Genomic DNA, 21,757 nt, shown 5'->3' on the forward strand with positions numbered 1-21,757 from the left:
CGCGGGCATGACTGTGCCTATGTGGCGGAGGATCCGTGGAAATCTTGTGAATCGGCGAAGTGATCTCCTCGCCGGAACTCGACGAGTGTGACCCAGCTCATGGAGTGCGAGGATCCAGAAGTGGCTACGACGCCACAGACAGGTGAACGCTCGCGTGCATGAGCGAATGCGCGGGCACGCGTACGCTCGTTGCGGGGTTCGTCACACCGGTTCGCCGCGCCGGTGCGACCGCCCCTGGTGCGACCGCACTCTCGGCCCGGTTCGGACCGAGCCGTCGGAGTCCCGTCGTCCGCCCGAAGGGGTGGGGCAGGCGGGTCTGGCGACGGTTCGGTCTAGGGTCGGCTCCCGGGCCCGGTCGACCCACATTCCGGCCACAGCAACTCCACATCGGAAGCGAGATTTCACCACCGTGACTGCTCTCACACTCAGCACCGCCGCGGCGCCCGGCCTGCGGGCCGACGCGATCGTGATCGGTGTCGCCAAGGGCGCTGGCTCCAGGTCGGGGGACCTGATCGTCGCCCCGGGCGCCGAGCCCGTCGACCAGGCCTACGACGGCCGGCTCGCCGGCGTTCTGGAAACCCTCGGGGCCACCGGCGCCGAGGGCGAGGTGACGAAGCTGCCCGCCCCGGCCGGCTTCAAGGCACCGCTCGTGCTCGCGGTGGGGCTGGGCACCGAGCCCGAGAAGGACGCGTCCTTCGACGGCGAGGCGCTGCGCAGGGCGGCCGGCGTCGCGGCCCGCACCCTGACCGGCTCCAAGAAGGCCGCCTTCGCCCTGCCCCTGACGGACGCCGGCGACGTCGGCGCGGTCGCCGAGGGCATCGTGCTCGGCGCGTACTCCTTCGACGCCTACAAGCAGAACGGCGGCGCGGCCAAGACGAAGAACGCCAAGGCGCCGCTCGCCGAGGCCGCCCTGCTCGGCGGAAAGCCGCGCGACGCCGCCCACAAGGCCGCGCTCGCCCGTGCCGCCGCCGTCGGCGAGGAGCTCAACCGGGCCCGTGACCTGATCAACATGCCGCCCAACGACCTCAATCCCGAGGCGTTCGCCGCCCTGACGCAGACCGCGGCCAAGGAGCACGGCATCAAGGTGCAGGTGCTCGACGAGAAGGCCCTGACCAAGGGCGGCTACGGCGGCATCCTGGGCGTCGGCGGCGGCTCCGCGTCGGCCCCGCGCCTGGTCAAGCTGTCGTACACCTCCGCGAAGGCGGCCAAGCACCTCGCGTTCGTCGGCAAGGGCATCACCTACGACTCGGGCGGCATCTCGCTGAAGCCGGCCGGCCACAACGAGACGATGAAGTGCGACATGAGCGGTGCGGCGGCGGTCTTCGCCGCCGTGGTCGCCGCCGCGCGCCTCGGTCTCGAGGTCAACGTCACCGGCTGGCTGGCACTCGCCGAGAACATGCCGTCGGGCACCGCGACCCGCCCCGGTGACGTGCTGCGCATGTACAGCGGCAAGACGGTGGAGGTGCTGAACACCGACGCGGAAGGCCGGCTGGTCCTCGCGGACGCGCTGTGGGCGGCGTCCCAGGAGAAGCCGGACGCGATCGTCGACGTGGCGACCCTGACCGGCGCGATGATGCTGGCGCTGGGCAGCCGGACGTTCGGGGTCATGGCCAACGACGACGCGTTCCGCACCGCGGTGTACGAGGCCGCGGAGGAGGTCGGCGAGCCGGCGTGGCCCATGCCGCTGCCGGAGCACCTCAGGAAGGGCATGGACTCCGCCACGGCCGACATCGCGAACATGGGCGAGCGGATGGGCGGCGGGCTGGTGGCCGGCCTGTTCCTGCGGGAGTTCGTGGGCGAGGGGATCACCTGGGCGCACCTGGACATCGCGGGCCCGGCGTTCAACGAGGGCGGGCCGTTCGGCTACACGCCCAAGGGTGGTACCGGGACCGCAGTGCGGACGCTTGTGCGGCTGGCCGAACTGACCGCGGCGGGCGATCTCGGTTAGTTCCCCGGGCGTGGGACTGTGTGCCTGATCACGTGGCTGGTCGCGCCCGCGCGGCGCAGCCCCGGATCGGCACAGTCCCGCGCCCCGGGACGACGTACGTGGGGTGTCTCACACCGTAGCCCGGCGTCTCGTTCGTCTCCTCCAAGTGCAAAGATGGGGCTCGGCAGGACAGGGCCCCCACCACAGGGCCGAAGAAAGAGCGGCCGGACACCAGCCGCCGGCGGTCAGCGACGACCGGCGCACGGCGCACATGCATGGAGGACGTGACGTGGCGAACGACGCCAGCACCGTTTTCGACCTAGTGATCCTCGGCGGTGGTAGTGGCGGTTACGCCGCGGCCCTGCGCGGGGCGCAGCTGGGCCTGGACGTCGCCCTGATCGAGAAGGACAAGGTCGGCGGCACCTGCCTGCACCGGGGTTGCATCCCCACCAAGGCCCTGCTGCACGCGGGCGAGATCGCCGACCAGGCCCGCGAGAGCGAGCAGTTCGGCGTCAAGGCCACCTTCGAGGGCATCGACATCGCCGGGGTCCACAAGTACAAGGACGGCGTGATCTCCGGCCTGTACAAGGGCCTGCAGGGCCTTGTGGCCTCTCGCAAGGTGACCTACATCGAGGGTGAGGGGCGCCTGTCCTCCCCCACCTCCGTCGACGTGAACGGCCGGCGTGTCCAGGGCCGTCACGTGCTGTTGGCGACCGGCTCCGTGCCGAAGTCGCTGCCGGGCCTGGAGATCGACGGCAACCGGATCATCTCCTCCGACCACGCCCTCGTCCTGGACCGTGTGCCGAAGTCCGCGATCATCCTGGGCGGCGGTGTCATCGGCGTCGAGTTCGCGTCGGCGTGGAAGTCCTTCGGCGCGGACATCACGATCATCGAGGGCCTGAAGCACCTCGCACCGCTCGAGGACGAGAACAGCTCCAAGCTTCTCGAGCGCGCGTTCCGCAAGCGCGGCATCAAGTTCAACCTGGGCACCTTCTTCTCGAAGGCCGAGTACACCGCCGACGGCGTCAAGGTCACCCTGGCCGACGGCAAGGAGTTCGAGGCCGAGCTCCTGCTGGTCGCGGTGGGCCGCGGGCCCGTCTCCGCGGGTCTCGGCTACGAGGAGCAGGGCGTCGCCATGGACCGCGGCTATGTCCTGGTCGACGAGTACATGCGGACGAACGTCCCCACCATCTCCGCCGTCGGTGACCTGGTCCCGACCCTCCAGCTCGCGCACGTCGGCTTCGCCGAGGGCATCCTGGTGGCGGAGCGTCTGGCCGGTCTGAAGACCGTCCCGATCGACTACGACGGTGTCCCGCGGGTGACGTACTGCCACCCCGAGGTCGCCTCCGTGGGCATCACCGAGGCCAAGGCCAAGGAGATCTACGGCGCGGACAAGGTCGTCGCCATCAAGTTCCCCCTCGGCGGCAACGGCAAGAGCCGGATCCTCAACACCACGGGCGAGATCAAGCTCGTCCAGGTCAAGGACGGTTCCGTGGTCGGCGTCCACATGGTCGGCGACCGCATGGGCGAGCAGGTCGGCGAGGCCCAGCTGATCTACAACTGGGAGGCGCTGCCGTCCGAGGTCGCGCAGCTCATCCACGCCCACCCGACGCAGAACGAGGCGCTCGGCGAGGCCCACATGGCCCTGGCGGGCAAGCCGCTGCACTCGCACGACTGACCCCTCGGTCGACGAAGCGACGACACAGACTTCCGCAACTCGTAAGGAGCAACCGAAACCATGGCGGTTTCCGTAACCCTTCCGGCGCTCGGCGAGAGCGTCACCGAGGGCACCGTCACCCGCTGGCTGAAGGCCGAGGGTGAGCGCGTAGAGGCCGACGAGCCGCTGCTCGAGGTCTCCACCGACAAGGTCGACACCGAGATCCCCGCGCCCGCCGCGGGCATCCTGGCCTCCATCAAGGTCGCCGAGGACGAGACCGTCGAGGTGGGCGCCGAGCTGGCGATCATCGACGACGGCACCGGCGCTCCCGCGGCCGCTCCGGCTCCGGCCGCCGAGCAGGTCGCCCCGCCGGCTCCCGAGCCGGCCCCGGCCGCCCAGCCCTCCACCGAGCAGGCCGCTCCGGCCCCGGCGCCCACCGCCGAGGCCACCGCCGGCGCCGGCTCCGCCGCGGGCACGGACGTGGTCCTGCCCGCGCTCGGCGAGTCCGTCACCGAGGGCACCGTCACCCGCTGGCTGAAGTCGGTCGGCGACAGCGTGGAGGCCGACGAGCCGCTGCTCGAGGTCTCCACCGACAAGGTCGACACCGAGATCCCGGCACCCACCTCGGGTGTGCTGCTCGAGATCACCGTCGGTGAGGACGAGACCGCCGAGGTCGGCGCCAAGCTCGCCGTCATCGGCGCCGCGGGCGCGGCTCCGGCCGCCGCTCCGGCTCCGGCCGCCCCGGCCCCGGCGCCCGCCGCCGCCGCTCCCGCGGCCCCGGCGCCCGCACCGGCCGCTCCCGCCCCGGCCCCGGCTCCCGCGCCCGCTCCGGTCGCGGCTGCTCCGGCCCCGGCTCCGGCCGCTCCGGCCCCGGTCACCCCGGCTCCGGCCGCTCCCGCTCCCGCCGCGGGCGCCACCGACGAGGGTGCCTACGTCACCCCGCTGGTGCGCAAGCTCGCCGCGGAGAACGGCGTCGACCTGGGCTCCGTCAAGGGCACCGGCGTCGGCGGCCGGATCCGCAAGCAGGACGTCATCGCCGCCGCCGAGGCCGCGAAGGCCGCCGCCGCCCCGGCTCCGGCCGCGGCTGTGACCGCCGGGGGCCCTGCCGCCGCCAGGAAGGCCCCGGCGCTGGAGGCCTCCCCTCTGCGCGGCCAGACCATCAAGATGCCGCGGATCCGCAAGGTCATCGGCGACAACATGGTCAAGGCCCTGCACGAGCAGGCCCAGCTGTCGTCGGTCGTCGAGGTCGACGTCACGCGGCTGATGAGGCTGCGTGCCAAGGCGAAGGACTCCTTCGCGGCCCGCGAGGGCGTCAAGCTCTCCCCGATGCCGTTCTTCGTGAAGGCGGCGGCCCAGGCGCTGAAGGCCCACGCGCCGATCAACGCCAAGATCAACGAGGGCGAGGGGACGATCACCTACTTCGACACCGAGAACATCGGTATCGCGGTGGACTCCGAGAAGGGCCTGATGACCCCGGTCATCAAGCACGCCGGTGACCTCAACATCGCCGGCATCGCCAAGGCCACGGCCGACCTGGCGGGCAAGGTCCGCGCCAACAAGATCACCCCGGACGAGCTGTCCGGCGCGACCTTCACCATCTCCAACACCGGTTCGCGCGGTGCGCTCTTCGACACGATCATCGTGCCGCCGGGCCAGGTCGCCATCCTCGGCATCGGCGCCACGGTGAAGCGCCCGGCCGTCATCGAGACGGAGGAGGGCACGGTCATCGGCGTCCGCGACATGACGTACCTGACCCTGTCCTACGACCACCGTCTGGTCGACGGCGCCGACGCGGCCCGTTACCTGACCGCGGTCAAGGCGATCCTGGAAGCGGGCGAGTTCGAGGTCGAGCTCGGCCTGTGACCCCAGGGTTCAGCAGCGGGTGCCCCCGTCCGGAGCGTTCCGGGCGGGGGCGCTTGTTCTGTCGCTCGTCCACAACGCGCCGCGCACGGTTCTCGACCTCTGGTTTCTGACGCCCGATCGCCGGGGCCGGTCCTCGCGACCGGCCCCGGCTCACGTATGTAAGTCTCGTCTCACCTGCGTGAAAGCACCCCCGCACGCCCCTTCAGAAAGCGCTCACGGCCGTATTGTCTAAACGTCGAACGCCCCCGGGGCCGATGGGCGGCCCCTCCCTAAGGAGCACTCATGACCGCGCCCGTCGTCCACTCGCTGCGCGAACAGATCCGCGAGCACATCGTGGAGGGGATCGTCAGCGGTCGCTGGAAGCCGGGCGAGCGGATCGTGGAGCGGCGGATCGCCACCGAACTGGAGGTCAGCCAGACACCGGTGCGCGAGGCGCTGCGTGAGCTGGAGTCCCTGCGGCTGATCGAGTCCGCGCCGAACAAGGGCGTACGGGTGCGGAACCTGACCGCGGCGGATCTGGAGGAGAGCTACCCGGTCCGGGCGGGGCTCGAGGCCATCGCCGCGGAGCTCGCGGCCCAGCGGCTGGCCGAGGACTGCTCGGCGCTCGAGCCGCACGTCGCCGCGCTGTACGAGGCCGACCGCGACTCCGACGGCACCGCCCAGGTGCGCCACACCGTCGGCTTCCACCGCGAGCTGGTCCGGGCGGCCGGCAACTCCGTGCTGCTGCACACCTGGGAGGGCCTCGGCATCGAGGTGTTCACCGCGCTCTCCATCCGCTGGCTCGGGACGGTGCAGCAGTCGTACGCGGAGGAGCACGAGGAGCTGGTGCAGGCGTTCCGGCGGCGTGACCCGAGGATCGCGGAGCTGGTGAAGGCGCATGTCCTGGGCTGCGCCCCGCGCGCCTGAAACAGCCGAGCGCACCCATGCTCACCTGCGGAAATCCATCGAACGAACGACACCGGGTGCCCGGCCGAAAGGCACCCCGTGCCGACTTTCTCGGAATCGAGAGGTTTTTCCCTTCAACTCTTTGATCGATCATCGATCAGAGTTAGAGTCGCCGACGGGCCATGCGACGGTGCCACACAACGGCACCGCACCCAGGCCCTCCGCCCTGTCCTGCCAAAGACCAAGGGCACCCCTGAACCCTTACCGATGAGGGCACCCCCTTCGACTGAGGAAGGCGGCGACATGACCGACCCCAACGCCATCCAGCCGAGCGAGCTCGACCAGCTCCCGGACCGCGACCCCGAGGAGACCGCCGAATGGCAGGCCTCGCTGGACGCGGTCGCCAAGGCGGCCGGCCCGCACCGTGCGGCATACCTGATGCGACGCACACTGGAGCGCGCGGAGGGCAACGGCATCGCGCTGCCCAAGCTGCTCGAGACCGACTACGTCAACACCATCCCGACCGCCGCCGAGCCGAGCGCGCCCGGTGACGAGGCGATGGAACGCCGTATCACCGCGTGGAACCGCTGGAACGCGGCCGCGATGGTGACCCGGGGCAGCAAGTACGGGGTCGGCGGCCACATCGCCACCTTCGCCTCCGCCGCCTGGCTGTACGAAACCGGCTTCAACCACTTCTTCAAGGGCAAGGAGGCCGACGGCTCGGGCGACCAGCTCTACATCCAGGGCCACGCCTCCCCCGGCATCTACGCCCGCGCCTTCCTCGACGGCCGGCTGACCGAGACCCAGCTCGACAACTTCCGCCGCGAGTCGGGCGGGGACGGCCTGCCGTCGTATCCGCACCCGCGCCGCCTGCCCTGGCTGTGGGAGTTCCCGACCGTGTCCATGGGGCTCGGCCCGCTCTCCGCGATCTACCAGGCGCGCTTCAACCGCTACCTGACCAACCGCGGCATCAAGGACGTCTCCGCGTCCCACGTCTGGGCCTTCCTCGGCGACGGCGAGATGGACGAGCCCGAGTCGACGGCGGCGCTCGCACTCGCCTCCCGCGAGGGTCTCGACAACCTGACCTTCGTCATCAACTGCAACCTGCAGCGCCTCGACGGCCCGGTCCGCGCCAACTTCAAGATCGTTCAGGAGCTGGAGGCCCAGTTCCGCGGCGCCGGCTGGAACGTCGTCAAGACGCTGTGGGGTTCCGCCTGGGACGAGCTGTTCGCGCTCGACACCACCGGCGCGCTCGTACGCCGGCTGCGCGAGGTACCGGACGCGCAGGTGCAGACGTACCAGACCCGCGACGCCGCCTACATCCGCCAGGACTTCTTCGGCAAGGACCCGGCGCTCGCCGAGATGGCCAGGCTGCTGTCCGACGACAAGATCCTGGAGTGCTTCCACCTCTCCCGCGGTGGTCACGAGGCACGCAAGGTGTACGCCGCGTACAAGGCCGCCGTCGAGTTCAAGGGCGCGCCGACCGTCATCCTGGCCCAGACCGTCAAGGGCCACACCCTCGGCGAGGGCTTCGCGTCGAAGAACGCCAACCACCAGATGAAGAAGCTGACGGTGGACGAGTTCAAGACGATGCGCGACCTGCTCGAACTGCCCATCAAGGACAGCGACTTCGTCGACGGTGTGGTGCCCTACGGCCACCCCGGCGCCGACTCCCCCGAGGTCCGCTACCTCCAGGAGCGCCGTGCGGCCCTCGGCGGCCCGGCCCCGGCCCGCCGCACGCACGCCCTCGCGCCCCTGCCCGCCCCCGCCGAGAAGGCCTTCGCCTCCTTCGACAAGGGCTCCGGCTCGCAGAACGTGGCGACGACCATGGCCTTCGTCCGCCTGATCAAGGACCTGGTCCGCGACAAGGAGACTGGGAAGCGCTGGGTGCCGATCGTCCCCGACGAGGCCCGCACCTTCGGCATGGAGAGCCTCTTCCCCTCCCTCGGGATCTACTCCCCCAAGGGCCAGACGTACGAGCCGGTCGACCGCGACCAGCTGATGTACTACAAGGAGGCCGAGAACGGCCAGATCCTCAACGAGGGGATCACCGAGGCCGGTTCGATGGCCGACTTCATCGCCGCGTCCACCGCGTACTCCACGCACGGTGAGGCGATGATCCCGTTCTACATCTTCTACTCGATGTTCGGCTGGCAGCGCACGGCCGACCAGATGTGGCAGCTCGGCGACCAGCTCGGCCGCGGCTTCCTCGTCGGCGCCACGGCGGGCCGTACGACGCTGACGGGCGAGGGCCTGCAGCACGCCGACGGCCACTCCCCGGTCATCGCCGCGACCAACCCGGCCGCGCTGACCTACGACCCGGCGTTCGCGTACGAGATCGCGACGATCGTCAAGGACGGTCTGCGCCGGATGTACGGCGAGGCCGCCCCGGGCGAGGACCCGAACGTCTTCTACTACCTGACGGTCTACAACGAGCCGCTGCCGCAGCCCGCGAAGCCGTCCGGCGCCGGTGTCGACGAGGGCATCGTCAAGGGCCTGTACCGCTTCAACACGGCGGAGACGGCAGGGCTGTCGCCGGTCGCCAACGCCCCGCGCATCCAACTGCTCGGCTCCGGCACGGCGATCCACTGGGTCCTCCAGGCGCAGCGGCTGCTCGCCGAGGAGTGGGGTGTGGCGGCGGACGTCTGGTCGGCCACCTCCTGGACCGAGCTGCGCCGGGACGCGCTGGAGGCCGACGAAGCGCTGCTGCACGGCGAGGAGCGGGTGCCGTACGTCCGGCAGGCGCTGCAGGGCGCCGAGGGCCCGGTTCTCGCGGTCTCCGACTACATGCGCCAGGTACCGGACCAGATCGCGCAGTGGGTCGAGCAGGACTGGTCCTCGCTGGGCGCCGACGGCTTCGGTCTGTCGGACACCCGTGAGGCGGCCCGCCGCCACTTCGGCGTCGACGCGCAGTCGGTGGTCGTCGCGGCCCTGGCCCAGCTCGCCCGGCGCGGCGAGGTCAAGGCGACGGCAGTGAAGGAAGCGCGCGAGAAGTACGGCCTGTAGGTCGGCCTCATAGGTCACAGTTGGGGGAAGGGGGGTACGGCGGCCGCCGTGCCCCCCTTTGCCTGTCGGTGGGCACCGGCATCATGGCCCCATGCGCGCTGCCCGCCTCATCAAGATGGTGCTGCTCCTGCAGTCCCGGCCCGCCATGACGGCCGCCGAACTGGCCCGGGAGCTCGAGGTGTCCGAACGGACGGTCACCCGTGACGCCCAGGCGCTCTCGGAGGCGGGTGTGCCGGTGTACGCCGAGCGGGGGCGGGCCGGCGGGTACCGGCTGGTCGGCGGGTACCGCACGCGGCTGACGGGGCTTGCCCGGAGCGAGGCCGAGGCGCTGTTCCTGAGCGGGGTGCCGGGGGCGCTGCGGGAGATGGGGCTCGAGGACGTGGCCTCGGCGGCGCGGCTGAAGGTGTCGGCCGCGCTGCTGCCCTCCCTGCGGGACGCCCCGCGCGCGGCGGCGCAGCGGTTTCATCTGGACGCGCCCGCCTGGTTCGAGGAGCCGGTGCCGCCGGCGCTGCTGCCGGTGGTCGCGGATGCGGTGTGGGACGACCGGCGCGTCCGCGCGCGGTACCGGCGCGGGGGCGCGGGAGAGGTCGAGCGGGAGCTCGAGCCGTACGGGCTCGTGCTGAAGGCGGGCATCTGGTATCTGTGCGCGCGGGTGCTCGGCGACGAGAACAGGGGCGGGGTCTTCCGGACGTACCGGATCGACCGGTTCGCCGGGGTCGAAGAACTGAAGGATCGTTTCTCCAGGGACGAGGAGTTCGATCTGCCCGCCTTCTGGGGCGAGCAGGCCGAGCGGTTCGCGCGCTCGATCCTGCGGGCCGACGTCGTGCTGCGGCTGTCGGAGACGGGGATGCGGCGGCTGGCGCACGCGGTGGACCCGGTGGCCGCGCGCGACGCGCTGGCGGGCGCCGGGGAACCGGACGAGCGGGGCCGGGTGACGGTGACTCTGCGGGTGGAGTCGGAGGACGTGGCGCACACCCAGCTGACGGCGCTCGGAGCCGAGGCCGAGGTGCTCTCCCCCGAGCCCCTGCGGAAACGGTTCGCGCAGGACGCGGCGAGACTGGCGGAGTTGTACCGCCACGGGTGACAATCCCCGGCACTCCGGGTGCGTCCGCCGCGGTGAGGCACGATGCTGGACGCGTGATGGACGAGTTGGAGTTCTGGGAGCTGGTGGACGCCTCCCGCGAGGCCGCCGAGGGCGACCCCGAGGAGCAGGCGGACCTGCTCGTGGAACGGCTGCTCCGGCTGGACCCGGAGTCCGTGCTCGACTTCGCCCGGCACTTCGAGTCCCGCTACAACCGCGCGTACACCTGGGACCTGTGGGGTGCGGCCTGGGTGCTGCTGGACGGGGCGAGCGACGACGCCTTCGACTTCTTCCGGTGCTGGCTGATCGGGCAGGGCCGGGAGGTCTTCGAGGGCGGGGTGCACGATCCGGACGCACTCGCCGACCTGCTGGACGAGTTCGACGAGGAGATCGACGGGGACGGCGAGGAGCTCGGCTACGCGGCCGACGAGGCCTATGAGCAGCTCACCGGGGTCGTGGCACCGGACCTCGGCATTCCGCCCGCGCCGTCCGAACCCGAGGGGACTCCCGTCGCCTTCGAGAACGAGGGGGCGCTCGCCGAGCGGTATCCCCGGCTGTGGATGCGCTTCAAGGAGTGAGCGTCACACGGTGACCTTGCGACGGGTGCTGTCGGCCGGGATGTACGCCTGCGCCTGGTCGGCGCGCACCGCGTGGTGCAGCGGTGCCTTGTTGGCCTGTTCGAGCGCGGACGCGGTGACGGCGGCCGGGCCCAGGACGACGGCCGCGACGGCGCACAGGACGGTCCAGGGGCTGCGGGCGGCCCTGGTCCAGCCGGCCGCCTTGTACTCGTCGGTGTGACTGCTGTTCATGGTCCCCGCCTCCGGTCTGTTCGTGTTGTCCATGACCTGTTGTCGAAGACCGTAGGGCGCCGGGATGGGAGAACTCTGAACCCTGGCTAAGGGGTTCCTGTGAGCGTGGGCGGGCGGTGCTGGAGGCGGGCGGCCGTCCCGCGGATCTCCGGAAGGCGGGCGGTGAGGGCGGCTCCGGGGCAGGTCGTCATGTAGCCGTCGTCGTGGCCGGCGAGGGCGGGCAGGGAGGCGGCGGCCCCGGCGGGGTACCGGCTGAGGCTGTTGCTGGAGACGAGCCGGACGGTCGTGCGCGGGTCGACGCCGGCGAGGCCGAGCTTCCAGGCCGTGAGCGCCGCGATCGCGTCGATCATCTCCTGCGGGACGGGCACCCCGGCGGTGAAGGTGCCGATGGCGGCGACACCGGCCGTGCGGTGGTTGAAGCCCTGGGTGTGGGCGCCGGTGACGGGGCGGTCGACGCCGCCCGCGCGGCCCTCGTAGATGGTGCCGCAGCGGTCGACGAGGAAGTTGTAGCCGATGTCGTCCCAGTCCCGGACGCCGGTCTGGCCCGCGTACAGGTAGCGGATGATGCGGGGCACGTCGGCGCAGTCGTAGCCGTTGGGCGAGTCGGTGTGGTGGACGAAGACGGCGACGACCTTGTCGTCGTAGCGCGGCGGCGGCTGGGCGCGTCCGACGGCCTCGTCGAGCCAGGCCGAGCGGGGCACGATGCGCGGCCGGGGGGCGGTGTGCGGGCCCGTCGCGGTGCGGGCCGGGTGCGGGGAGCGGGCGGCCAGGTGGGCCGTGGCGGCGCGTTCGACGCCCCGTGCGCACAGCGCCAGGGCGAGCACGGCGGCGAGCCCGGGCAGACAGCCCAGGAGCACGAGCAGCGGACCCGGTGTCCGTGCCGGGCGCCGTCCGCCTCGCGTTCCCCGCGTCCCGCGGGGCACCGGTCGGAGCGCACACATGGACCCACTGTCGGCCGGTTCCGTTCCGCCCGCGATGTGTGCTGTGCCACCTGGTGGAACCATCGTCCCCGTCCACGGCGTTTTCCAGGATGCACGCACGCGCGGCCCGCTGAAGTGCACGCACGCGTGGCCGATCGTGTTCAGGCACGCGCGCGTGCGGCTGATCACTGGGCCCCTCCCCCACGTACTGAAGGGTCCAAGAGAAAGGCGGCTCGCGTGGACCTGCTCGACATCCTGCTGGTGCTGGTGATCCTGGCTTACGCCGGATCGGGGTACCGGCGCGGACTGGTGGCCGGCTGTGTGTCGCTGGCCGGGTTCGTGGGCGGCGCGGTGGTCGGTGTGTGGGTGCTGCCCTGGGTGATGGATTTGGTGACGCCGGGCACCACGGCGGCCACGCTGACCGCGGTGTTCACGGTCCTCGTCCCGGCGGCGGCCGGCCACGAGCTGGCGGGACGCCTCGCGCTCAGGCTGCGGCGGGAGCTGGACCGGGGGCCGCTCAGGGTGGCCGACGGAGTCGGCGGGGCGGCGGCGAACGCGGTGGCGGTGATGATCGTGGCGTGGGTGGCGGCGAGCGTGCTGGGCGCCTCCTCCTCTCCCGTGGTGACCTCGTCGATCCGGGACTCCAAGCTGCTGGGCGCGGTGCAGGACGCGATGCCGGACACCACCCCGGCCTGGTTCTCCAACGCCACCTCGGCGCTGACCGCGGCGGGCTTCCCCCAGGTCTTCAACCCGTTCGAGAACGAGTCGACCGCCCAGGTCGCCGAACCCAGCGGCGACAGCGTCACGCCGACCGCCACCGAGGCGGCGAAGCTGAGCACGGTGAAGATCGAGGGCTCCTCGGGCGACCAGGGCCGCGAGGGCAGCGGGTTCGTGTACGCGCGTGAGCACGTGATGACCAACGCCCACGTGGTGGCGGGCATCGACCACCCGAGCGTCCGCGTCGGCGGCGTGGGCGCGTCGTACGACGCGCAGGTGGTGTTCTTCGACCCGGACAAGGACGTGGCCGTGCTGTACGTGCCGCAGCTGCGGACCCCGGTGCTGCGCTTCGACGACTCCGCGAAGCGGGGCGACGAGGCGGTGGTGGCGGGCTATCCGCAGGACGGCGACCTCAACCTCCAGGCGGCGACGGTCGCGAACCGGGTGAAGGCGACCGGCCGGAACATCTACAACGACGCGACCGTCACCCGGGAGATCTACTCGATCCGCTCCACGGTCCGCCCGGGCAACTCGGGCGGACCGCTGCTGACCACCGACGGGCAGGTGTACGGCGTCGTCTTCGCGCGTTCCACCTCCGACGACGAGACGGGGTACGTGCTGACGGCGGCGGAGGTGTCCGGCGACGCGAAGCGGGCGGCGACGGCCACGCGGCCGGTGGACACGGGCCGGCTCATCAGCTCCTGACGGTCACAGCCGGCGGCCCATGAGGATGTCGTCGACGTACCGGCCGTCCAACAGCATCTCCTCCGGCAGGACGCCCTCCACCACGAACCCCTCCGACTCGTAGAGCTTGCGGGCGGGGGTGTTGTGGGCGAGGACGCGCAGGGTGATGCGGCGCGCGCCGTGCTCGCGCGCGGTCTCGACCGCGGCCCGCAGCAGCGCCCGTCCGACGCCCTGGCCGCGGGCCTCGTCGCTGACGGCGAGGCCCTGTATCTGGCGCACGTGCGCGTTGGCGGCGAGCGGGGTGGGGGGAACGAGCCGGAGATAGCCCACGAGACGGGCGCCCGACTCGGCGACCAGGAAGTGCTCGGGGAGGTGGCGTTCGTCGAAGAAGCGGGCGTCGGGCGCCGGCCTGGGCACCACGGCGTGCAGATGCGACCAGGTGAGGCGGTCGATCAGGGCGAGCGCGTCGTCGTCGGCGGCGCGGGCGGTGCGGATACGGAAGTCGTCTCGCTCGGGCATGGGCGTCACCCTAGGGCGCGCCAACGGGGTCCAGACCGGGAATTTATGCCCTGACCCGGCAGGATTGCGCCATGACAGCGGAACATGCGCGGATCGCGGTGGCCGGTGCGTCCGGTCTCATCGGCAGCGCTCTGGTGCGGTCCCTGACCGCCGACGGGCACGAGGTGGTCAGACTGGTGCGCCGTGCGCCCCGGGGCGCGGACGAGGTGCGGTGGGACCCGGAGCGCGGGCACGTGGACGCGGCGGGGCTCGCGGGGTGCGACGCCGTGGTCAACCTGGCGGGGGCGGGCGTCGGGGACCGCCGGTGGACGGAGGAGTACAAGAAGCGGATCCACGACAGCCGGGTGCCCGCGACGGCCGGGCTCGCGCGGGCGGTCGCCTCGCTCGACAAGCCGCCGCGGGTGTTCGTGAACGGCAGCGCGATGGGCATCTACGGCGAGACCGGCGACCGGGTGGCCGACGAGTCGGCGCCGGCGGCGCGCGGCTTCCTGCCCGAGCTGTGCGTGCAGTGGGAGGCGGCCGCGGCCCCGGCTCAGGAGGCCGGGGTGCGGACGGTGTTCACGAGGACCGGTCTGGTGGTGGCGCGCGGCGGCGGGGCCTGGGGGAAGCTGTTCCCGCTCTTCAAGGCGGGCCTCGGCGGCCGGATGGGCGACGGACGGCAGTACTGGTCGTACATCGCGCTGCACGACGAGGTCGCGGCGATCCGGCATCTGATCGACCGTGACGATCTGTCGGGGCCGTTCAACCTGACCGCGCCGGAGCCGCTGACGAACCGTGAGATCACGGAGGCGATGGGGCGGGTGCTGCGCCGGCCGACCCTGTTCGCGGTGCCCGCCCCGGTGCTGCGGGCGGTGCTGGGCGAGATGGCCGGGGATGTGCTGGGCAGCGCGCGGGTGGTGCCGAAGCGGCTGCTGGAGTCCGGGTTCACCTTCGCGTTCCCGGGGATCGAGGACGCGATCCGGGCGGCGTGAGCCGCGCTGCGACGGGCGTGAGCAGCCGTACGACGGTGTGCGACCGGGCGTGCCGACCCCCGGCGGCCGTATGCGACCGCCGTGCGACCGTGCCCTGTTCATGCGCGACTGTCCCCGACCGATCACGGCCCTACCCTCGATCCGAACTCGGGTACCCCGGAAGCCAGTTGGAGGCATCACGTCTCCACCGGCCGCACAAACCTCGAGGAGGGGCACGTGCTTGAGCCCGCGTACCAGGCAGACGTCGTAGTCGTGGGAGCCGGAGTCGCCGGTCTCTCCGCGGCGCATCGGCTGGCCAGCGCAGGAGTGACGACCGCAGTCCTGGAGGCCGCCCCTTACGTCGGCGGCCGCATGTCGACCGAGAAGATCGACGGCTTTCGGCTCGACCGCATCGGGCAGCTGCTGTCCACCGCGTATCCCGAACTGGGCCTGACACCGGGGCTCGGCGCGCTGGTGCTGCGCGCCTTCGCCCCCGGGGTCCTGCTGCACAGCGACGGGCGTCACCACCGCGCGGGCGCGCAGGCAGGTGCGGGGAGCGCGAGGGGCGCACTACATGCCGTACGCGCCCTGGCAAGCGCCCCTCGGCCGGGTGCGCTGCCCCGGCCGCGTCCGGGCGTCTCCCGGTCGGTGCCGCTGCCCGGAGGCCGGGCCGTGACCCGGCCCGGGAACCGGACGGGCTCACCGTGGCAGCCCGTGCCGCCGCCCCGGGTGCGTCCCGGCGCCCCGCTGGGCACCGCCGTGGACCAGGCCCGGCTGGGCGCCGCCCTCACCCGGATCGCGGCCACCCCCGCCGAACGGCTGCTGCGCCGCCCGGAGTCGGCGGCGGCCCAGGCGCTCGCGGCCCGCGGGCTGCCCGCCCGCACCATCGACGGCTTCCTGCGGCCGCTGCTCGCCGCGCTGCTCTGCGACCCGGACCTCACCACGTCCAGCCGCTGCGCGGACCTCGCGCTGCGCGCCTTCGCCGCCGGCCGGCTGTGCCTGCCGGAGGGCGGCGCCGAGGTACTGCCCGAACTCCTCGCGCGGACCCTGCCGCCGGGCACGGTGCACACCGGGGTGCGGGTCACCTCGGTCTCCACGACCGCGGTGACCACCGCCGAGCACGGCGTGTTCCGCTGCCGGGCGGTGCTGGTGGCCACCGACGCGCGCGCCGCCGCCGAACTGCTGCCGGGCCTCAGGGTCCCCGACTCCCACCCGGTGACGATCGTCCACCACACCACGGACGAGCCGCCCGCCACCGGCGCCTCCCTCCTGCTGGACGCCGACCGCGGCGGCCCGGTCGCGCACACGGCGGTGGTCAGCGCCGTCGACCCGGCCCGCGCGCCCGAGGGCCGCGCCCTGATCTCCTCCACCGTCCTCGGCGCCCCGCCCGACGACATCGACACCGCCGTGCGCACCCATCTCTCCCGCCTCTACGGCACCTCGACCGCGCGCTGGGAGACGCTCGCCGTGCACCACACCGCCGAGGCGGTCCCGGCGATGCGCCCGCCGCACGACCTGCGGCGGGCGGTACGGCTGCTGGCGGGCCTGTACGTGTGCGGCGACCACCGGGACACCAGTACCGTCCAGGGCGCCCTGCACTCGGCCCACCGGGCCGCCGCGGCGATCGTGGCGGACCTGGGCCTGGCCGGGTCGATGCACAGGGCCGACCCGGTCCGCACCGCCCCCCGGTCTCAGGCCGCCCCCGAGGCCGCCTGAGAGGGCCCTAACCGAGCGCCGACACCTTGTCCCGGTAGGTGCGCACCGGGGCCGCGTCCTTGTAGGGCTCCAGCCTGCGTTCGAAGTCCCTGACGTACTCCACCGCCCGGACCGACCGCATCTCGGCCGCCTGTCCGGCCGCCTCGGCGGCCAGCTGGCAGGCCTGGTCGAGTTCGCCGAGGCCCAGGCGGGCGGAGGCGAGGACGACCCGGCAGAACAGACGGCTGCGGGCGTAGGCGGCGGGGCGCAGCTGGAGGGAGCGTTCGGCGTGCTGGGCGGCGGCCCGGTACTGCTGGAGGTCGCGGTGGCAGTGCCCGAACTCGTCGGCCAGCTGTCCCTCGTCGAAGAACCGGGCCCAGTACGGCACCTCGTCGCCGGCCCTGGACACCTCGAGGGCCCGCTCGGCCCGCACCAGCGCGGCCGTGCAGGCCCGCACCTCGCCGAGCACGCCGTGCCCGCGCGCCTCGGCCGCGTGCAGCAGCGCCTGCACGACGGGCGGGGCGCCGGTGCCGACGCCCTGCTGGGCCACCCGCGCGAGCTGGACGGCCTCGCGCCCGTGCCCCAGATAGACGGCCTGGCGGCTCATGGTGACCAGGACGAACGAGCCGTACGCCCGGTCCCCGGCCGCCTGGGCGAGGCGCAGGGACTGGACGAAGTAGCGCTGGGCGAGGCCGTGCGCGGCGATGTCGAAGGAGGTCCAGCCGGCCAGCCGGGTGAGGTCGGCGGCGGCGGCGAAGAGCCGTCGTCCGGTCTGCTCGCCGTAGGTGCCGCGCAGCATGGGCTCGCACTCGTGCTCCAGGTAGCGCACGAGGGCCTGGCGGGCATGGCCGCCGCCGTACATGTTGTCGAGGGTGCGGAAGAGTTCGCCGACCGAGCGGAGCGCGGAGATGTCGCCGCCGGTGACCCGCTGGCCGACGCCGCGGTCGCCGCCCTGGCCGCGCTGGCGGGGGACGACGGGCGTCAGCCTGACAGGCGTGCCCGCGGTCTGCGGCGCCGGGCGTCCCTGGACGGGCACCCGGGGGGCCTGCTCGCCACGGGCGACCTTCTCGTCGGCCCGCCCGATCAGCCAGTCGCGGCTCGGCACGACGAGCCCCGCCGGAGTGAAGGCGATCTTGCGGAGTTCGGCGTGGCTGCCGGAGTCCTTGCGCCACAGTCCGCCGACGATGTCGATGGCCTCCTCGGGGGTGCCTGCGAACTCGAGGCCCGCGTAGACCGGGGCGCAGGCGTCCAGGCCGAGATCCTGGGCGGTCAGCCGGCGGCCCAGGCGGCGGGTGAAGACCTCGGCGATCAGGGCGGGCGTGGTGCCCCGGGGCTGCTGTCCGCGCAGCCACCGGGTGACGGAGGTCTTGTCGTATCTGAGATCCAGCCCGTGTTCGAGGCCGAGCTGATCGACGCGACGGGCCAGTCCCGCGTTGGAGAAGCCCGCTTCTGCGATGAGCGCGGCGAGCTGGCGGTTGGGAGTGCGCTGCGCGGGTCGTTCCGTCATCTGCGGTGCGGTCTCCTGCCTCCCGGGCCTCTGACGTGCCCGGATGAAGTGCCCTGGTGGGTGTGATCAGCCCTTTGGCCTCGCGAACGGCGCGAATGTAGCGGAGCGTAGCCACCTGGTCGCACATCTCGACATTCATTCATCCGATCGTGTGAGGATTGACCCCAGGGCTGACGCGGAACGCGCGGACGTACAGTGGCTTGGGCGCGTGACGCGCCTGACGACTTCCAGGGAGGCGCTTGCCGTGAGTGAGCTGCGGTTCGTCCAGTTGGGTTTCGGTCCCGAGGCCGTGGAGTACCAGGAAGCCTGGGACGAGCAGCGCCGGGTGCACGCCGCCCGGTTCGCCGACGAGATCCCCGACACCGTGCTGCTCCTGGAACACCCGCCGGTCTACACGGCGGGTCGGCGCACGGCCGACAGCGAGCGCCCCCTCGACGGCACTCCGGTCATCGACGTGGACCGCGGCGGCAAGATCACCTGGCACGGCCCCGGCCAGCTGGTCGGCTACCCGATCCAGAAGCTTCCCCGTCCGGTGGACGTCGTCGCCCATGTCCGGCGCCTGGAGGAGGCCCTGATCCGCACCTGCGCGGAGTTCGGCCTCGAGACCACCCGGGTCGAGGGCCGCAGCGGGGTGTGGGTGCTGGGCGACCCCCGGCAAGCCGCGGAGCAGCGGCCGGGCATCGGCGGGCTGTCCCTGGACTTCGACCCCCGGCTCGCCGACGAGGAGTTCGACCCGCGGCTGAACGGCCCCGAGTACGCACCCTCCAACGCCGGCCAGCGCCGCGAGGACCGCAAGCTGGCCCAGATCGGCATCCGGGTGGCCAAGGGCGTCACCATGCACGGCTTCTCGCTGAACGTGAACCCGGACACCAAGTGGTTCGACCGGATCATCCCGTGCGGCATCCGGGACGCGGGGGTGGCGTCCCTGGCGGGCGAGCTGGGCCGGGACGTCACGATCGCCGAGGTGCTGCCGGTGGTGGAGCGGCATCTGATCGAGGTGATGGCGGGCGCGGAGCTGAAGCCGAGGGTGATCGAGAAGACACCGGCGGCATGACGCGGGGCACCGGGCTTTCAAATCCACGGGCGTACCCTTGAGCACGCCGAAGAATCAATCGCTAGGGAGCCGGTCGTGTCCGCAGTCGCACCCGACGGACGCAAGATGCTGCGCCTGGAGGTCCGCAACAGCCAGACCCCCATCGAGCGCAAGCCCGAGTGGATCAAGACCCGGGCGAAAATGGGCCCCGAGTACACGAAGATGCAGAACCTCGTGAAGAGCGAGGGGCTGCACACCGTGTGCCAGGAGGCCGGCTGCCCCAACATCTACGAGTGCTGGGAGGACCGGGAGGCGACCTTCCTCATCGGCGGCGACCAGTGCACCCGGCGCTGCGACTTCTGCCAGATCGACACCGGCAGGCCCGAGGCGCTGGACCGCGACGAGCCGCGCCGCGTGGGCGAGTCCGTGGTCACCATGGACCTGAACTACGCCACGATCACCGGCGTCGCCCGCGACGACCTGGAGGACGGCGGCGCCTGGCTGTACGCGGAGACGGTCCGCCAGATCCACGAGCAGACGGCGTCCCGCGCCGAGGGCCGCACCAAGGTCGAGCTGCTCGCCCCCGACTTCAACGCGGTCCCCGAGCTGCTGCGGGAAGTGTTCGAGTCCCGCCCCGAGGTCTTCGCGCACAACGTCGAGACGGTCCCGCGGATCTTCAAGCGGATCCGGCCCGGCTTCCGCTACGAGCGCTCCCTGAAGGTCATCACCGAGGCCCGCGACTTCGGCCTGGTCACCAAGTCGAACCTGATCCTCGGCATGGGCGAGACCCGCGAGGAGGTCGGCGAGGCGCTGAAGCAGCTGCACGAGGCCGGCTGCGAGCTGGTCACCATCACCCAGTACCTGCGTCCGTCCGTGCGCCACCACCCGGTGGAACGCTGGGTGAAGCCGCAGGAGTTCGTAGAGCTGAAGGAGGAGGCCGAGCAGCTCGGTTTCTCCGGGGTGATGTCGGGTCCGCTGGTGCGCTCCTCGTACCGCGCCGGGCGGCTGTACCGGATGGCGGTCGAGCAGCGGCACTCCGCCGCTCCGCAGCAGGGCGGCAGCTACATCGCCTCGCAGGCCGTGTGACCTGGGCGACATTCGCCGACCCCCTTGCCCCGTACGGGCGCGGGACAAGCGTGTGAATTCGCGCACAAGATACTACTGACCAGTAGTGGCCGATACGGCGCGGTTCCGACCGTCCTCGCAGTTGGGGGGCGTCGCTCGGGGCCGCGTCGCCGTCGTACGCCCCCGAATGCCCCACATCAAGGCTTCATTGGCGTTTGACCGGTCGGTCACGCCCTGGTAACACCAAACAGTGACACTGGTATCACACCACGTGGATACATTCCGAAGCCCTACGAAGGGGACCTTCACCATGCAGGCCGCGCCCGTTCGCGCCACCGCGATCCCGTCGTTCACCACCGCCCTGCGCGCAGTGGAGTCGCTGCTCATGAGCAGCGGCCAGCGCACCGCCCGCCGCAACGCCTGGACCTCCGTGCTGGAGGACCGCCGTCGCGCCAAGGACCGGGTCGAGGCGCAGCGCGTCCTCGAAGCGGTCGTCTCCGCCCGTCCCTGACTCCTGCCCGCCCCTCCCCACACCCCACACCCCACAGTTCCCGCACCTCTCACCCGGACACTGCCGTCGTCCGCGCTTGTGAGGCCACGTAGACTTCCTCGCATGGCGAGAAGTGACAGCGCGGCGGACGCCGCGAACCCCGGGCGACTGAAGCAGATCGCCCTGACGTACAAGATGACCCGCAAGGCCGACAAGAAGATCGACCTTGTTCTCGCGGGCGTCTTTCTCCTCATCTTCGGTGTCTTTCTCGCGATCGGTTTCCTGATCGGTCATCCGGTCTACCTCGGCATCCTGGGCTTCGTCTTCGCCCTCCTCGCGACGATGATCGTGTTCGGACGCCGGGCCGAGCGGGCCGCCTTCGGGCAGATGGAGGGCCAGCCGGGCGCCGCGGCGGCCGTGCTCGACAACATCGGCCGGGGCTGGACGACGACCCCCGCGGTGGCGATGAACCGCAGCCAGGACGTGGTGCACCGCGCGGTCGGCAAGGCCGGCATCGTGCTGGTCGCCGAGGGCAACCCGAACCGGGTGAAGAGCCTGCTGGCCGCCGAGAAGAAGAAGATGAACCGCATCGTCGCGGACGTCCCGGTGCATGACGTGATCGTCGGCACGGGCGAGGGCCAGACCGAGCTGAAGAAGCTGCGGACGACTCTGCTGAAGTACCCGCGCGTCCTCACCGGCCCGCAGGTCACGGCGACGACCGACCGACTGCGCGCGATGGGCGACCTGATGAGCAACATGCCGCTGCCGAAGGGGCCGATGCCGAAGGGCATGAAGCTGCCGAAGGGCGGCCCCAAGGCCCGCTGATCCCCATGCCACGACGAGGGGGGTGGCCCGGGGGGACCGGGGCCCCCCCCCCGCGTAAGCCGGCCGACGGGCCCCAGATGCGCCCCACCAACCGGCGGGGGCGCCCGGGGGGGAGTACCCCCCC

Annotated in this window: 18 protein-coding genes; 14 read left to right on the forward strand and 4 right to left on the reverse strand. The window is 72.1% G+C overall.

The genetic code is table 11. The features are described 5' to 3' along the window. Positions 1-409: 409 nt before the first annotated feature. The 7 genes from ABT057_RS46245 (at position 410) to ABT057_RS46275 (ending at position 10,997) form a co-directional block, all read left to right on the forward strand. Positions 410-1,948, forward strand: coding sequence for a leucyl aminopeptidase (locus ABT057_RS46245; RefSeq protein WP_352350878.1), 1,539 nt, complete (start codon positions 410-412; stop codon positions 1,946-1,948). Between the two features lie 268 nt (positions 1,949-2,216). Next, positions 2,217-3,605, forward strand: coding sequence for a dihydrolipoyl dehydrogenase (lpdA, locus tag ABT057_RS46250; protein WP_352350880.1), 1,389 nt, complete (start codon positions 2,217-2,219; stop codon positions 3,603-3,605). A gap of 60 nt (positions 3,606-3,665) precedes the next feature. Next, on the forward strand, positions 3,666-5,447 hold the full coding sequence (gene sucB, locus ABT057_RS46255) for a 2-oxoglutarate dehydrogenase, E2 component, dihydrolipoamide succinyltransferase (RefSeq protein WP_352350882.1): 1,782 nt from the start codon (positions 3,666-3,668) through the stop codon (positions 5,445-5,447). A gap of 282 nt (positions 5,448-5,729) precedes the next feature. After that, on the forward strand, positions 5,730-6,353 hold the full coding sequence (locus ABT057_RS46260; protein ID WP_352350884.1) for a GntR family transcriptional regulator: 624 nt from the start codon (positions 5,730-5,732) through the stop codon (positions 6,351-6,353). A gap of 282 nt (positions 6,354-6,635) precedes the next feature. After that, positions 6,636-9,338 (forward strand): pyruvate dehydrogenase (acetyl-transferring), homodimeric type, encoded by a 2,703-nt coding sequence (gene aceE / locus ABT057_RS46265; protein ID WP_352350886.1) that lies wholly within the window; start codon positions 6,636-6,638, stop codon positions 9,336-9,338. Positions 9,339-9,429: 91 nt separating this feature from the next. Further along, positions 9,430-10,422, forward strand: coding sequence for a helix-turn-helix transcriptional regulator (locus tag ABT057_RS46270; protein WP_352350888.1), 993 nt, complete (start codon positions 9,430-9,432; stop codon positions 10,420-10,422). A 56-nt stretch (positions 10,423-10,478) separates the two neighbouring features. Beyond that, positions 10,479-10,997, forward strand: a complete 519-nt coding sequence (locus ABT057_RS46275) for a DUF4240 domain-containing protein (RefSeq protein WP_352350913.1) — start codon at positions 10,479-10,481, stop codon at positions 10,995-10,997. Positions 10,998-11,000: 3 nt separating this feature from the next. Here the strand turns inward: ABT057_RS46275 and ABT057_RS46280 are convergent, their stop codons facing one another. Beyond that, positions 11,001-11,228, reverse strand: a complete 228-nt coding sequence (locus ABT057_RS46280; RefSeq protein WP_352350890.1) for a hypothetical protein — start codon at positions 11,226-11,228, stop codon at positions 11,001-11,003. Positions 11,229-11,314: 86 nt separating this feature from the next. Continuing rightward, the gene (locus ABT057_RS46285; protein WP_502974080.1) at positions 11,315-12,169 is read right to left on the reverse strand and encodes a peptidoglycan recognition protein family protein; all 855 of its coding nucleotides are present in this window, start codon (positions 12,167-12,169) and stop codon (positions 11,315-11,317) included. 216 nt (positions 12,170-12,385) lie between these two features. On the opposite strand from ABT057_RS46285, the gene ABT057_RS46290 reads away from it, so the two are divergent. Next, a complete protein-coding gene (locus tag ABT057_RS46290) occupies positions 12,386-13,570 on the forward strand; it encodes a MarP family serine protease (RefSeq protein WP_352350892.1) in 1,185 nt (394 codons plus the stop codon). Positions 13,571-13,573: 3 nt separating this feature from the next. On the opposite strand, the gene ABT057_RS46295 is transcribed toward ABT057_RS46290, so the two are convergent. Beyond that, entirely contained in the window at positions 13,574-14,068 is a 495-nt protein-coding gene (locus ABT057_RS46295) for a GNAT family N-acetyltransferase (protein ID WP_352350894.1), read from the reverse strand. A 71-nt stretch (positions 14,069-14,139) separates the two neighbouring features. Between ABT057_RS46295 and ABT057_RS46300 the strand changes: the two genes are divergently transcribed. Further along, positions 14,140-15,039, forward strand: a complete 900-nt coding sequence (locus tag ABT057_RS46300; protein WP_352350896.1) for a TIGR01777 family oxidoreductase — start codon at positions 14,140-14,142, stop codon at positions 15,037-15,039. 216 nt (positions 15,040-15,255) lie between these two features. Continuing rightward, positions 15,256-16,734 carry an NAD(P)/FAD-dependent oxidoreductase gene (locus ABT057_RS46305; protein WP_352350898.1) on the forward strand — a complete coding sequence of 493 codons (1,479 nt, stop codon included), beginning with the start codon at positions 15,256-15,258 and terminating at the stop codon, positions 16,732-16,734. 7 nt (positions 16,735-16,741) lie between these two features. On the opposite strand, the gene ABT057_RS46310 is transcribed toward ABT057_RS46305, so the two are convergent. Next, the gene (locus ABT057_RS46310) at positions 16,742-18,220 is read right to left on the reverse strand and encodes an NsdA family TPR-like regulatory protein (RefSeq protein ID WP_352350900.1); all 1,479 of its coding nucleotides are present in this window, start codon (positions 18,218-18,220) and stop codon (positions 16,742-16,744) included. Positions 18,221-18,464: 244 nt separating this feature from the next. On the opposite strand from ABT057_RS46310, the gene lipB reads away from it, so the two are divergent. The 4 genes from lipB (at position 18,465) to ABT057_RS46330 (ending at position 21,633) form a co-directional block, all read left to right on the forward strand. Continuing rightward, positions 18,465-19,274 (forward strand): lipoyl(octanoyl) transferase LipB, encoded by an 810-nt coding sequence (gene lipB, locus ABT057_RS46315; protein WP_352350902.1) that lies wholly within the window; start codon positions 18,465-18,467, stop codon positions 19,272-19,274. Between the two features lie 75 nt (positions 19,275-19,349). Next, complete coding sequence (lipA, locus tag ABT057_RS46320) at positions 19,350-20,339, forward strand: lipoyl synthase (protein ID WP_352350905.1); 990 nt, start codon at positions 19,350-19,352, stop codon at positions 20,337-20,339. 289 nt (positions 20,340-20,628) lie between these two features. After that, the gene (locus tag ABT057_RS46325) at positions 20,629-20,829 is read left to right on the forward strand and encodes an SCO2195 family GlnR-regulated protein (protein ID WP_352350907.1); all 201 of its coding nucleotides are present in this window, start codon (positions 20,629-20,631) and stop codon (positions 20,827-20,829) included. Between the two features lie 102 nt (positions 20,830-20,931). After that, entirely contained in the window at positions 20,932-21,633 is a 702-nt protein-coding gene (locus ABT057_RS46330; protein WP_352350909.1) for a DUF4191 domain-containing protein, read from the forward strand. Positions 21,634-21,757 lie beyond the last annotated feature (124 nt).

Origin of the sequence: Streptomyces sp. NPDC002588 (assembly GCF_040295925.1) — a bacterium.
GTDB lineage: Bacteria > Actinomycetota > Actinomycetes > Streptomycetales > Streptomycetaceae > Streptomyces.